Here is a 13,506-nt window from a genome sequence, read left to right on the forward strand (position 1 = left end):
TTCATGCCGACATTGAGAGTGGCCACACATCTCGGCACAGCAACCGCACTGGCGCTGTGCATCGCCCCTCTTCCACTGCTAGCGCAGGATCAGCCAACGACGACGAATCAGACGCCTGCGCAGCAGGACGGGGGTACGCAAGACGAGTCCGTTGCTATGACGGACGATGAAGCTGTGACGGAGACCAACGCGACACCGATCCCGCTAGTCCCTGGAGAGCCGACCTGGGACAGCTTCCACGGCCAACTCAATGCGCAGAAGTACAGTCCGCTTGACCAGATCACTGCGGACAATGTCAGTAATCTGGAAAAGGTCTGGGAAGTCCACACCGGCGATGTATCGGATGGTTCAGGAGAGCTTCCCGCGACTGTATGGTCAGCGACGCCGGTTTTCGCCAATGACACGCTCTATATCGGTACACCGTTCTATCGAATCCTCGCCCTCGACCCCGCCAGCGGCGAAGAAAAGTGGAGTTTCGACACCCAGTCAGCGCTTGAGCCCCTGACACAACCCGCTTTGAAGAATCGCGGAGTCGCCTACTGGCAGGCAGAGGAGCCAATAGCTGGAGAGCCCTGCCAGAAGATCATCTACATAGGCACGATGGATGCGCAACTCTTCGCGGTTGACGCCGATAGAGGCGAGAAGTGCGAAAGCTTCGCCAACAATGGCGTACTCGACGTCAATCAGTGGAATGACATCCACGACAAGTGGCCGTTGTCGCTTCTCCAGCCCCCCACCGTGGTTGGTGACCGTTTGATTCTCGGCTGGGCGGGGATGGACTGGGCTTACGCTCAAGCCCCACCCGGCACTGTTTTCTCGATCAATGCCCGCACCGGCGAGCGCGAATGGACCTTCGAGGCGTTGAGTGACGAGATACGCGAGCAGAGTGGCACGGCCAACGTCTGGACGCATATGTCCGCCGATGAGGCACTCGGCCTGGTCTACTTGCCGGTCTCCTCCCCCTCGCCAAATTTCTGGGGTGGCAACCGTACCGAGAAAGTCCCACTGGGCACCTCGACCACCGCCCTGGATATCGAGACGGGCGAAGTCGTCTGGTCGCGGCAATGGGTTCATCACGATATCTGGGATTACGATCCCCCCGCCGCCCCTACGTTGATGGATATCACGGTGGATGGTGAGGAGATACCGGCACTGATCCAGGCGACCAAGATGGGCTTTCTCTTTGTCGTTAATCGCGAAACCGGTGAAGACGTCTGGCCAATCGAGGAGCGTCCGGTTCCTGACGGTGATGGAACCGTCGACGGCGAGGTTTACGCCCCGACCCAACCCTTCCCGACCAAGCCGGCACCGCTGCTCAATCAGTCCGAGAAGCCAGAAGTCTGGGGGCTTGCCGATGCAGTGGGTTTCGGGGAGTGTTCGGCGCTCTGGGATGATCTCTGGTACGAAGGCCTGTACACCCCGCCTACTACCCAAGGCGAGGGCACGATGGGCTACCCCATCACGGCGGGCGGTGTACAGTGGGGTGGCATAGCCTTCGATCCGGAGAGCCAGACCGCAATTGTCAACACTTCCCACATTGTGCAGTACGTCAAGCTCTATGGGCGTGAGGAATACGAGGAAGCCAACACCGGCTCGGGCAATAAAGAGGGCTTCGCACCACAGGAAGGTGCGCCCTACGGGATGCGTCTTGAGATCGCACAAAACTGGCTCGGCATGCCCTGCTGGGAGCCGCCCTTCGGTGAACTGGTTGCACTCGACATGACCACCGGCGAGGTAAAATGGCGTCGACCGATGGGTGCATCGCAACAGTACGGCTTCTTCATGCCCGAAAGCTGGGGCTCGCCGACTATCGGTGGCCCGGCGGTCACAGCCGGCGGGTTGGTATTTATCGGCGCCTCGATGGATGCCAAGGTGCGCTCCTATTCACTCGAGACCGGCGAGGAGCTGTGGGAAGACCAGGTCGAGGCACCCTCCGTATCGAACCCGGCGGTCTACGAATACAACGGTCGCCAGTACGTTGCCTTCATCGCCGGCGGCAATACGATTCTGAAAGATGAAGTCGGCGATCAGCTGGTGGTTTACGCTCTACCGGAATAAACATCGAGCGGCTGCTACAGACTGAGGGCGGACCCATGGATCCGCTCCAGTCACGTGTGGCGGGGTTGAAAGGGGTAGTCTCACGCCATGGCTCGAATGCTATGCTGACTGTGCAGGGTCTGGCCGTTGGTCAGTTCGACCAGCCTCCGACCGAGCGGCGTCGGTATTGACATGAATCCTTAGGTCTGCGGCCCACTATGGCGGAGGTCGAATTGACCTGGATCGGTTTCTTAGAAGCTTCGCTGAAGGTCAGCCATTCCCCATCCTCCATCATCAGGATGAGGATCGTGCCCTCTGATCCCCCTGTCCTTATAATCCATTAGGAGGGTAAGGAAGACGTTCATGCCTCGTTACCCGAGGGACACCGCCATGCACGCATACATCCTCCAAAGCAAAAACCCCACACCGCTGAGCGTATGTGGGGCTTCATGATCAAGCTTCGGCGGCTATCGCCGTGCTGAATCAGTCCTCGGTGCGGACCAGCCAGGACTCGACGGTTTCGTCACCGTGCTCTTCTTTCCAGGCCTTGAGGGTCTTCTGGTTGCCGCCACGGGTCTCGACAACCTCCCCTGTGTTGGGGTTTTTGTAAATTTTCAGCTTACGCTTGCGGCGCTGGCCCTGGCCCTTTTGGCCACTATCGCCTGCCGAGTCGGGACGGAGGAGTGACAGGACATCAGCAGCGCTCTTGTCGTACTCCTTCATCAGCGCCTCAAGCTGGTTCTTGAACTCAATCTCAGCTTGGAGGCGTGGATCCTCCTCCATTTTTTTAAGCTTTTCCGCCAGCTCTTTCATTTGCTGCTCTTGCTGAGCGTATGTTGTCAGGAGGCTTGACATAGAATAGGTCTCTAACTGTTGAATTTACATGTAGCATGATAATTAACGAAAAATAGAAACGCAACGAGATTCTTGCTTTCATCTCGTGTGTCGGTTGATAGGACCAGATGGAGGTGCACGCGCTGGGACGCAACTCACATCCGCTCGGGCTAGGCTGCAATCGCAGGGCACCGCTCAAGAGCCTGAAGATGGTTCACATTGCCGCTGCCGCTGTTAAGTACGTAAGGATAGTCAGACACAGCCTTTTGTCGGACGCGGTGAATCCGACCAGTCCATCGGTTGAGGGCCGTCCTCCATGGGTAACAAGCGGGAAGGTCCCTAATTTGGCGGCATGGGGTTTGGTATTGGTTTACCCTGATACGGAGATTTCCCTCGGTCATCCCTGTCATATGCTCCTCTTCCCCTTTCGCGGCGCTGGCTGGCAAAAGTAGAGGATGCGGGACGCGCCACGGGAATAGACGTGCAACGGTAGTCCTAGACCGGCGATTGGCACGAGGCGAGATCGGCCGGGAGGAGTGCCAGCGGGTAAAGAAGGACCTCGAATGACGGTACAGGACTCCATGTTTCCTGCCACTGCCATGCCGGACAAGGACTGGTGGCATGCCCTATGGCCTAACCCCGACAGGGTCATCAAGGCCTTGCGCATCGAGCCGGGGATGAAGGTCGTCGACCTGGGCTGTGGCGATGGTTATTTTACTGCCGCCATCGCCCGCCATGTGGGCGCGGGGCGCGTCATCGGTCTCGACCTCGACCCAGTCATGCTCGAGCAGGCGCAAGCGGTGTGCAAAGGGATGACGAATTGTAGCTGGCTGCTGGGGGACGCCATGGCACTCAGTCGTCTTCTAGATCCATCGGTGGACTATGCGCTGATCGCCAACACCTTTCACGGCGTACCGGACAAGACCGCCTTGGCACGGGAAGTCGCCAAGGTCCTGAATCCGAACGGCCGCTTTGCTATCGTCAATTGGCATCCCCTGCCACGGGAACAGACGACTGTCCTCGGGCAGCCGCGAGGCCCCAAGACCACAATGCGCATGTCGGCGGAACAAACCCGGATGGTGGTCGAGCCTGCTGGCTTCAGGCTGGAGAAGTTGGTCGAGCTTCCTCCCTACCACTACGGGGCAGTTTTCATCCGTACCATCTGATCATAAAGGACCCTACATATAGCAGGAACCAAATTTTCACACAGCCTCGGCCAGAAATCGACGTTCAGAAAAACCTTTTCTAATGCCTCGATTTAGACGCGCACATGGCCGGAGGCGTTTTGTGTCGGCTGCAAGCGCAGGCTAGCTCGATCGTGTTTAATTAACACCTTTCGTCGTCGAGTCGTTCATTGCCTTCTCTTTCTTCTCACTGCGAAGATCCTTCCACAAGGTGTAAAGGAAATTTAGTACTAGTGGGATGAGAACTGCTAAAACCAAGCGCGTCGAATCGTTTGAAGACTTTAGCTCCCTAAGGATGGATTCTTGAAAGCCTTGTTGTTGTGCTGAAAGAGTGGTTCCAAGCTGCTCGAAGTCAACCCTGAGTGACTTCACCTCATCAGTCAATCGGGCAATGGTGAGAATGTCGTCGGGTTTTACCGGATTGATTGCCTGGCGAAGAGCCAGCGTCTGATCGCTGACTGCTTCAATTCGTTCATCAATCTTTTTCAATCGAACTTCGACTACTGAGGCGGAGGCCTCCAGAGGCAACTCAGCGACACTTTTTTGCACCAACTTTTCTATCTGCTGTTGGAGTTTCTCTGTTCTCACATCGAACTCAAACATGTCTCTCTCTAACGGATACTCAGCAAGTCGAACTGAAGTGAGTTGCTGATAAAGGGCAGCCAAGGTTACCAGAATAGTGAATATCGCTATTGAGAGCGTGAACCAATGAGATTTCATGACTTCTCCCTTCGGAGCCCTAACTGTTCAGCATTTCTTCGCCGTGCGGAGCATGGCGTATAAATGCCTGTTGGACTAAGCCGCCCATCAGGCTGCCACACAGCTTCTATAGGGTGTTGTTTTGGCCGGTGTGCGGCCTGAGACATCAGGTCGCGCGCATACGGATCTGTTGTGACGCGTTCGGGCCGTGATGTTGGCCATGATCCCAGTTCCCTCCGGGCCCAATTTGCCCCAACGTAGCGCGCCTGCTGGTCAAAATCCATCACCGGGGCGAGCGCCGCCGCGACCCGCAAGCGGGCCGGATCGCCGAGTCCGTTGTGTGAGTAGCGCATCAGCTCATGCTCGATAGCGTTGCTCCCTGTGGTTGTGGGGTCGGCTACGTTTGAGTCGCCGGGGCGAGAGGGTCCCGTTCACCCGCAGTGTCGGTTGCACGCAGTGGGGGCAGGTATAGGCCGGCTCCGGGTCACTGGCGGGCGTACCGGCATCCGGGTGTCACCTCGACAACTGCCGGAGCTTGGCGGATCTGTGCCAGGCGTCGTCGCCGGCAGCGATTGGCCAGAAAGCCGTAGTGGCGAACCCGCATCAGCCCCTTAGGCAGGACATGGAGCAGGAAGCGGCGCACGAACTCCTCGCCATCGAGGACGAGCTGTTTACGCCGGTCACGGTCGCGGTAGTCCTTGTAGCGAAGGGTCACCTGGTGGTCGTCCACGGCGAGGATGCGGGCGTTGCTGATGGAGATCCGTCGCGTGTAGCGCGCCAGGTAGCGCACCACCGTGTCGGTGTGTTCGAGACAGTTCTTGCTGTAGACCACCCACTCGGTGGCCATCAGAGTGTTGAGCTGGTCATCGACGTCACCGGGCCGGGTGACCCGGTGGAGTTCGCCGGCAATAGCGGCCTGACGCAGGGCACTGACCATGTGCCCGCGAAAGTGGCGCGACAGAGCCCGGACCGGGAACAGGTAGTGACTGCGAGCCCCATGCCAGCCGCCATCGTCGCCCAGCGCACCGCCAGGGACCAGGCAATGCAGGTGCACGTGCTTGCTCAGGTTCGGGCCCCAGGTGTGAAGCACGGCGCTCATGCCCATCTCGCCGCCGAGACGCTTGGGATCGCGACCGAAGGATCGGAGGGTGTACCAGGCACTCTGGAACAGCAGTCGGTAAATCACCTCTGGGTGAAGCTGGACCCAGCCATTGAGGCTGTGCGGCAGGGTGAACACGACGTGGTAGTAGCGCACCGGCAGGATGTTCGCCTGCTGACGCTCGGCCCACTGATGCATGGCGCGGCCCTGGCACTGCGGGCAGTGGCGATCGCGACAGCCGAAGTAGTGCGGCTGGGTGTGGTCGCAGTCCGTACACTGCAAGACCGTCCCGCCCATCGCCTCGGTGCAACAGGCGAGTAGGTGATGGCACACGCGTTGGCGCTGACGATCCAGGCCAGCCGGGTTGAGAAAGCGAGCCAGGGCCTGTTGGAGGGTGGCGGTCTCAGTCATGGGCCACCTCCAGGCCGGCTACCAGGTCGATGGGGCCCTGACTCGTCCCCTGCTGGCCCGGCAGCCAGTGCATGTAGCGCATCGTCGACTGGACGCTGCGGTGGCCCAGCAACCGTTGAAGCTGATGGACGGGCATACCCTGCTCCAGGACATCCGTGGCGTAGGCATGGCGCAGGCTGTGAATGCCACCGATCCATTCTACACCGGCCTGGCGCTTGGCCTGTGTAAAGGCCTTTTGCGGCGCGCTCGGGTGCAGCGCGCGATCCGGGAACAGCGCGCTCGGAAACAGACATGTGGGCGGCCGGTAGGCACGCCAGTAATCGCGCAAGCGATCGAGCAGGGTCACAGATAGCAGGACCATATGATCCTTCGCGCCCTTGCCCTGCGCAACACGCAGTTGGCCACGCTGGCTGTCGATGTCCCGGACCCGCAGGTGGTAGACCTCACTCACGCGCAGTCCGCAGCCGTAGCACAGTTCGAGCATCATGCGATGCTTGGGGTTTTGGCACGCGGCCAGGATCCGCCGGACTTCGTCGGGAGTCAGCAATTCCGGAATCCGTTGCGGTGTCTTCGGCACCACGGGCGATACCTCAACCGACGGCCGGTAAAACACCTGGAGGTACAGGAAACGCACACCGTGCAGATAGACTCGGCAGCTGGCGGCTGACAAACCGCGCTCCTGGACCAGATGATTGAAGAAGCGTTGCAGGTCGTCGGTGCTCAACGTGTCTGGCGGTCGGTGGAAATAGCGCGTCAGGTCCGTGATCACCATCAGGTAGGTAGTGTGGGTGCGTTGCGCGAAGCCATGCAGACGCATGGCCTCGATCATCGTCTGTCGCAAGGCAGTCATCGTCGTCACTCCTGTTCATTGACCCTCGTGGGTCAATGAACAGTGTGGTTCGATGAGGCGAGGGACAGGATTCGACGACAGCTACCGCGAAGCGGTTTAGTTCAACTGTTAATTAGCCAGCCTGCCCTGATATTGGATGAACGCACACGCGCGTTCATCAATGTTATACCGCTCGCCGCCTGCTCCATAACCCACTTAAATCCCGAAAAAAAAGTAAAGGTCGGGACGGCTGCTGGGGGTCGATAACCGTAGACCGTGAGTCTTTCAGTACCATACTAGCCAATATCCTGCACCACCCTGCACTGCGGATATCCTGAACACCCCCAAAACTGATTCCCAGCGTTCTTACCCCTTTTCGATGTCCGCAATACCATGCTACTGCCACACTTGGGGCATTTGCGCTGAGCATTAGAATCAGACCGAGTTTTAAGCTGTGCAACGTGTTCTCGGTGAGTCTCTCGTGAGGGGGCAAGCCTTCCAGTCTGGATTTTCGTGAAGGCCTCTTGAACCTGCGCTTCAGATAGAACGACGTCCCTAAACGACTTGATGTGATTCACGTAACCGCCGCCACGTGTGACGTTCTTCGGCATCTTGGTCTTTAGCTTCGCACTGCCAGTGAACACCACAACCGAATGAAGGACTTCCGAAGGAACGTCGAGGGCGCTCTCTAAAGCTTTTACATGCTTGTAGTTTTGACGCAAAGGGTTTGGGAACCTGCATGACTTCCGATAAATCTTTTGGGTCCATTGCGCCTGATGTTCGTCACCAAAGATCCAACCTTTCATGTACTTTGTTTCCACGACGAAGATCCCGAATCGAGACACAAAGATGTGATCTATCTGAGTTGAGCCGTCCGGCGTAGGGAGGGTGACATTGTGGATCGGTCGGTATGTCTCCGCTGGCAACCGAAACCTGGCTGCCGCTTTAACCAAAGCCTCTCCAAAAAGTCCCTTGAACCATGGTGACTTGATGATACCAATTAGAAAGGCTACGGGAATGACCCACCACAACGGCCTCAAGACTTCATAGATGAACAAAGAATGATCCAAGGTATTATCTCACTGGTAAATTTTTTGGTGAAGTCATCCTGTTGAGAACGTCACAAATTTCCAACACCCTACTTTTACTGCTCCTGGCTCTTTAACGTCTCATAGCGCGCACATGCCTCCTCGCGGGCCTCAGCGCTTGGCGACTGCTGAATTACCAGTCTGTTGCATTCCCTTTTTGCCATCTCAAGCGGCGAAGCTTGGCTGGCAGGGGAAACAAAGGCAATGGTAGGCTTGAAGGAGCTGGATGCTGTGCAGTACATATTCTTCGTCTTGTCGTACTTCAATCCGCTTCCCTGATTCTCTCGAAGATACCGACATGCATCAGCAAAGAATTTCTTTGCTGCCAAGGTGCACTTGGAGAACTCTGCCATTCTATCTCTTTTATCTACACAGACAGATTCGTCCCGTATGCGCCACAACTGGTGCTGGAACGAAATAAGTTGCTCGTTGTGATCAACAGTGACAGTTTTGACCTCTGTCCCCAATGATTCTTGCATATGATTGCTCACAGCACCTGAGGTGCTATCGAGTACCGCTGCGAACAGGGCTGAGATTGGGTCCATGCGTTCCTCGATCTGGATATCTAACGGTGATTAGGTAGTTTTCTCTGGTATTGGATGAATTCTCATACGGCACTGTCTTCACATTGTTTTGTAATCGCCAACTGTTATTTTTTTTATCAGCATACACTAACGGTTGTCATTCGGCCAGAAGCGGACATCCAGCTAATTATTATAGCTTAACTGCATTCAGTTAGAAGAAACTTCCCGAAAGTGGATACCTTCTTCTCCCTAAATCAGAATCAGGTATATGCAAAAAGATGCTAACATAGCCAAGATGCCTTTTCGCTTCTTTTCCGATTCTTCCTATCGCATAGAGCCTTGCTAACGCCCGGGTAAATCGCTCAAGGCGCGATACAACTTCTATATTGATTTCCTCGTCAAATCGCTGACTAGCAGGGTTCTCCTCAATCTCACGAAAAAGATCCTCCCGGGACAATAAAATTTCCGTTTCAAGCTTCTGCCATGCAGCATCAGGATCCTCAGTTTGAGGAGACCTACCGATGATTACGTCAAAGTTATAATAGCGTGCCGCTTGACCAAAATCACTTAAAACAGAAATTAACGACGTTAGCTCACTAGAACTGAGATACTCAAAATCCATCTGGCCGACAGGAATGGTGTCGACATATTCATTTAAAAAACATTCTTCCCGAACTCGTTTAAGGAGAAGATTTAGGTCATGGCCATCTCTGCCAGCAGGGAAGGTTTTGTTTGTCGGAAACTTTCCAGTGACTTCAATTGCACGAAAGCATAATGTAACTTTCATGAAGCGCTCAAAACCGCTAGCTAAGGATAGAAGCGGAAGATGGTAGAAATCATTTCCACCATCAAGGGTCTGCAACTTCCCCATTCCTGCCTTAATTAATCTCACCGCATTTAATAGCTCTTGGCCAAGCGCCAAGGTTCTTTGAATCTTTGAAGACATATCTTGATCTCATGACAGTAATAAAATGGAGAAGCCACCTTGAGAGGAAATATATCAACACTCTACCAGAATTATTTAAACTTCTCCATTCGACAAGAAGCGGTCGTTCAACAGACTATTCGTCCGCTATCACCGATCTTGTCCTGCGTAACCATGCTCTCAAGTACGCGAGCTTGCTCACAAATTAAATTAATATTTGTACACTAAGTGATCATAATCACCATCAACAAATCCAGCTTCAACACCAAACAGATCACCAATTTCTTTTAACGCACAGAGAACGTCACACTGAACCCTCTGCATGCTATTTTCTGAGAAATCGTGCTGGAACTTAGCTGCAAAATTAAAACCGATATAAACAACCGGATCCTTGTAATGCACAAGATAGTTACGCATATCAAAGAGATCCTGAATGCCAGCTCTCCAACTTGAATTTCCATAAGACAATCGACAGAATTTGTATAACCTTTTTAGCTTGGCTATTGTACTTCTATAGTTTCTCTCGTCCTCTTCTTTAGTTACTGGGTGAGCATGCCATACCAAATTTACAAATGCCTCAAATGAAATAGCCCAGCCAAGAATAGCTTCAATACAGAGCGCTATAGTTTCATCATCTTCAAACCCTGGACCTTTAAATAAGTAAGGCTCTCCAGACTCTGGCACAGAATCAGGAACTTCAACCATCCTTTTCTTAGCTTCGTAAAAATTATTGTTTGCTCTCCTAAGCATGAGCTGCTCAACATTCAGCCTGTATCCATATGTCATATATTTCTCTGCGCTTCAAAGGTTTATTAAGCTGATTTTTTGGTTCTTCGCCGTTGGGTGTGGTCACCAATCCCGGATCGCCGCTTATCCTTCAGCCGGTAACTTTCGCCCTTGATGTTCAAGGTGGTCGAGTGGTGCAGCAGCCGCACCTTGCCACGGCTCATTCCACGGCTGAGGTTGACGACAATACTCATCAGTCACTGGCTGCGGGCGCGATCTGCATTGGTCTCCACAACGTAGGTCGCTGAATTCCCATTTGAGATTGACGCGGGCGTCACTGAGCCCTGCTCGCCCTGGCGCCATCTCGATCAGCTTCGTACAGCCTCGGGCCAGGGCTATTGCAGATGGCAGAATAGCTCGGGGCTGATCCGGTGCTGGCCTTGGAATGCCGGACCATCGAGGAGACGCTGTAAACCCCTCCCTGGGCACTACCGACCCCATCCCTGGCGTAGGACCTCCTCTACACGGCCTGCCCCCAGCGCCCCTCACTGTAGCCAACTCCGATAGCCCTCAGCCTCAGTCAGAGCGATGTTGACACGACATGGACGAGCTGGTTACCTTGTACTCAGCGCCGATTTGAATCTCAGCTTGCGGGCGCTCTACAAATCCTGCTAAAGCGTCGCCAGAGGCCCGCTATAGCACACGCTGAGCGGGTTTTTTGTTGTCCGGCCCTCGGGCCACCGCCGATTTAAGCACCAACTTGCGGGCGGGATAGAAATGCAGCTAAAGCGGCGTGCGACTCCACTCCCCTGGGTCGGCGCTTGCCGAACCCTTTCCAAAGCACCACAGGGGAACTGGAGACGATCATGACCCACTACACTACCCTCCCCGGCCACACTCCGGCTACCGATGTCGAGGCCTCCTCCGAGTCACTTGGCCATAGCCTGGCCGACCTACTCGCCCAGGACGACATCGTTCGTCCGGAACTTCGCAATGCCGCCATCCTCAAGGCGCAGCGCGAAGCACTGGAAGGACGCCACATCGCCAAAAAGCACTCCACGCAGGCGAGGAGGTCGTGACCATGAACCTGCATCAGGAACTGCGCCTCAGGACCCAACACCTCGCTGACGCCGACGTGGTGCGTGGCATGGGCTACACCACGGTCGATGAGGCGGTGCTGGCCCACCTGAGGGCCATCCCGGAGAGCCCCTATCTCGGCCTGGAGAAAGAGTACCGAGATGCCCGGTACGGCGAACGTGGCTTCCTCGAGGCGCTGTGTCGCTGCTTAGGGCTCGACGAGGCCGAAACCCTGGCCGACATCGAGTATGTGGCCGAGCGACTCGCTGAGGACCGCGCTGCCTTTCGCCACTTGCTATTTGCCGATACCGACTATGTGCGGGGCCCCGGCACACCGATCTTCGCCATGGCCTTCACCGAGCACTATCGCCGACTGAAATTCCCTATCGGTTTCTGGCGGCTGCCATTCGAGGAGCGGCTGGCATCCGCATGCCAGAAAGCGCGCGAGCACATGCAGGATTCGGGAGGGCGTCTCGTGACCTGGGGAGACATCAAGCGCTACCACTACTTCCATGCGCAGGGTGAAAGTGTGGTGATTTCGCCTCGGGGCGAGATCCTTGGAGAGCGTTCGGGATTCGTTCCCCCGCGTGCAACTTTCGGGCTGGAAGGCAGCGACGAGAACCTCCCGGACCTGTTCGTCAAGGATGACGAATAGCTTGGTGCTGGGCCTGGAGGGGGAAAACGTCTGGAAGAGACAGAAAGGCCTCTGGGAGCAGATGGGGGATTTCGAAGAGCGAGCTGCTGGGCACATGTCCCGCATGCCGTTGATGTGCCAACCCCCCAGGCTTGCTTATCCATGGCTGGGTCTGGGGAAAGGCAGGAAACGGGCAAGAGTAGAGCTTCAGCAAATGCTGGAGCATTCCCAACGCCAACAGCACACGTATTTTTGAAATGGAGGTGGTACCGCTATCAAAAGACTTCAGCGTGTGAGATATAAGGATTACAGAGTTAGTCATTGAGACCGCCGCACCAAGTTAAACACCGGCTCCAAATTTCTCTCTAGTTCCTGTGTTTTAATCACAAATTTATTTGACATCAAATTAACATCAGTCAGCTGCTCTAAAAACATATCACTTTGCTTACTCCATATATCTAATAAATCAATAAACACATCCAATGCAGTCACTCGCTCTTTTTCGAGCTTTACTGTCTTCACCGTCATGTCTTCCAAAAGGGTTTCCAGGACGTCGTTTATAGTTACAAAATGACCAATTAATGGAATTGTTCCCGCCAAACTTTTGCTTGCTTTTCGAAGTCTTCGGATCCATTCTTTTTTTGTTCGCTCTTCAGCTGCATCTAAACATAATCTTACCATGTTTCTATCAATACTTAGATGCACCATAAGAACGGAATGGCTGACTGAAAGGTGAGTAGCTATTGCTGATAAATCGATGGATGGAAGAATCCTAAGTTTCGATATGCATGCCCCTACTCGAATCTGTTCTCCTTGAATAGAAAAGACGTCAGTCCAATCGCTTTTGCTGTCATTCTTGGTGGCAACTCGTTTTGTTTCAAGGTTTTCAAACTGAGAGTTAAAATATGCATCCGCATACTTTATCTCTTCGGCAAGCATAACTGAAGATTTTTGAAGTTCCTCGAGGAGAGTGACGCATTCAATTGCTTTTATTCTAGCTGCCTCAGACGCTGAAATAGCCGTATGGATTTTCGAAAGAGCTGTATTAAGTTGTGGTTTAACTAAATAGTTCGCATATTGGTGCAATTCCTCCAATTCGTTCTGAATCACTTTAAAGTTTTCCATTGACTACACTCCGCGCTTGTTTCAAGGGAAAATAAATGTTAAATAACACGCCATAAACAGGATGAGCATACCTGCGTGATGAACTTAACAAAAACTTTTCTTTCCAATGTAATGCTTATCAAGGGAATTAAATCCCCTCGGAAGCGCATAGAAAATTATTGCGCAAGCAGAATTGGAGGGATTACCGCTTTGGGTCGCAGGTATATCCACTAAAATAGACTAAACTTACTCTATCGGCCAGAAACAGTCGTTCAGGTGGCTCTGATATAACCTCTAGTGTGATGTTTCACAAGCAAACACCATAAACATGGTCT

Annotated in this window: 12 protein-coding genes and 2 pseudogenes; 4 read left to right on the forward strand and 10 right to left on the reverse strand. The window is 54.1% G+C overall.

All coding sequences use genetic code 11. From position 1 onward, the window contains the following. Positions 1-3 precede the first annotated feature (3 nt). Complete coding sequence (locus tag QLQ83_RS11900) at positions 4-2,058, forward strand: pyrroloquinoline quinone-dependent dehydrogenase (protein ID WP_282735741.1); 2,055 nt, start codon at positions 4-6, stop codon at positions 2,056-2,058. 462 nt (positions 2,059-2,520) lie between these two features. Here the strand turns inward: QLQ83_RS11900 and QLQ83_RS11905 are convergent, their stop codons facing one another. Beyond that, positions 2,521-2,892: a histone-like nucleoid-structuring protein, MvaT/MvaU family gene (locus tag QLQ83_RS11905; RefSeq protein ID WP_326521407.1), complete on the reverse strand. Its 372-nt coding sequence runs from the start codon at positions 2,890-2,892 to the stop codon at positions 2,521-2,523. 542 nt (positions 2,893-3,434) lie between these two features. On the opposite strand from QLQ83_RS11905, the gene QLQ83_RS11910 reads away from it, so the two are divergent. Beyond that, on the forward strand, positions 3,435-4,037 hold the full coding sequence (locus tag QLQ83_RS11910; RefSeq protein WP_282735743.1) for a class I SAM-dependent methyltransferase: 603 nt from the start codon (positions 3,435-3,437) through the stop codon (positions 4,035-4,037). A 156-nt stretch (positions 4,038-4,193) separates the two neighbouring features. On the opposite strand, the gene QLQ83_RS11915 is transcribed toward QLQ83_RS11910, so the two are convergent. The 8 genes and pseudogenes from QLQ83_RS11915 to QLQ83_RS11950 all read right to left on the reverse strand — a co-directional run. Next, positions 4,194-4,775 (reverse strand): hypothetical protein, encoded by a 582-nt coding sequence (locus QLQ83_RS11915; protein ID WP_282735744.1) that lies wholly within the window; start codon positions 4,773-4,775, stop codon positions 4,194-4,196. Between the two features lie 336 nt (positions 4,776-5,111). Continuing rightward, positions 5,112-6,264 (reverse strand): annotated as a pseudogene (locus tag QLQ83_RS11920) (IS91 family transposase). Then, the gene (locus QLQ83_RS11925) at positions 6,257-7,114 is read right to left on the reverse strand and encodes a tyrosine-type recombinase/integrase (RefSeq protein ID WP_282735746.1); all 858 of its coding nucleotides are present in this window, start codon (positions 7,112-7,114) and stop codon (positions 6,257-6,259) included. Before QLQ83_RS11925 ends, QLQ83_RS11920 begins: the two are co-directional and overlap by 8 nt. Positions 7,115-7,389: 275 nt before the next feature. Further along, entirely contained in the window at positions 7,390-8,163 is a 774-nt protein-coding gene (locus QLQ83_RS11930; RefSeq protein WP_326521408.1) for a nuclease-related domain-containing protein, read from the reverse strand. 74 nt (positions 8,164-8,237) lie between these two features. Next, positions 8,238-8,726, reverse strand: a complete 489-nt coding sequence (locus tag QLQ83_RS11935) for a hypothetical protein (RefSeq protein ID WP_282735747.1) — start codon at positions 8,724-8,726, stop codon at positions 8,238-8,240. 190 nt (positions 8,727-8,916) lie between these two features. Then, the gene (locus QLQ83_RS11940; RefSeq protein WP_282735748.1) at positions 8,917-9,651 is read right to left on the reverse strand and encodes a hypothetical protein; all 735 of its coding nucleotides are present in this window, start codon (positions 9,649-9,651) and stop codon (positions 8,917-8,919) included. Positions 9,652-9,840: 189 nt separating this feature from the next. Then, positions 9,841-10,416, reverse strand: coding sequence for a hypothetical protein (locus tag QLQ83_RS11945; protein ID WP_282735749.1), 576 nt, complete (start codon positions 10,414-10,416; stop codon positions 9,841-9,843). A gap of 26 nt (positions 10,417-10,442) precedes the next feature. Further along, positions 10,443-10,562: pseudogene (locus tag QLQ83_RS11950) on the reverse strand (ATP-binding protein); the annotation flags it as partial. Between the two features lie 660 nt (positions 10,563-11,222). Between QLQ83_RS11950 and QLQ83_RS11955 the strand changes: the two are divergent. Together QLQ83_RS11955 and QLQ83_RS11960 are read left to right on the forward strand one after the other, a co-directional pair. Beyond that, on the forward strand, positions 11,223-11,435 hold the full coding sequence (locus tag QLQ83_RS11955) for a hypothetical protein (RefSeq protein ID WP_282735750.1): 213 nt from the start codon (positions 11,223-11,225) through the stop codon (positions 11,433-11,435). A gap of 2 nt (positions 11,436-11,437) precedes the next feature. Continuing rightward, a complete protein-coding gene (locus QLQ83_RS11960; RefSeq protein WP_282735751.1) occupies positions 11,438-12,088 on the forward strand; it encodes a hypothetical protein in 651 nt (216 codons plus the stop codon). 297 nt (positions 12,089-12,385) lie between these two features. Here the strand turns inward: QLQ83_RS11960 and QLQ83_RS11965 are convergent, their stop codons facing one another. After that, on the reverse strand, positions 12,386-13,192 hold the full coding sequence (locus QLQ83_RS11965; RefSeq protein WP_282735752.1) for a hypothetical protein: 807 nt from the start codon (positions 13,190-13,192) through the stop codon (positions 12,386-12,388). Between the last annotated feature and the right edge of the window lie 314 nt (positions 13,193-13,506).

This window comes from Halomonas rhizosphaerae (genome assembly GCF_030010555.1).
In the GTDB taxonomy this organism is placed as follows: Bacteria; Pseudomonadota; Gammaproteobacteria; order Pseudomonadales; family Halomonadaceae; genus Halomonas; species Halomonas rhizosphaerae.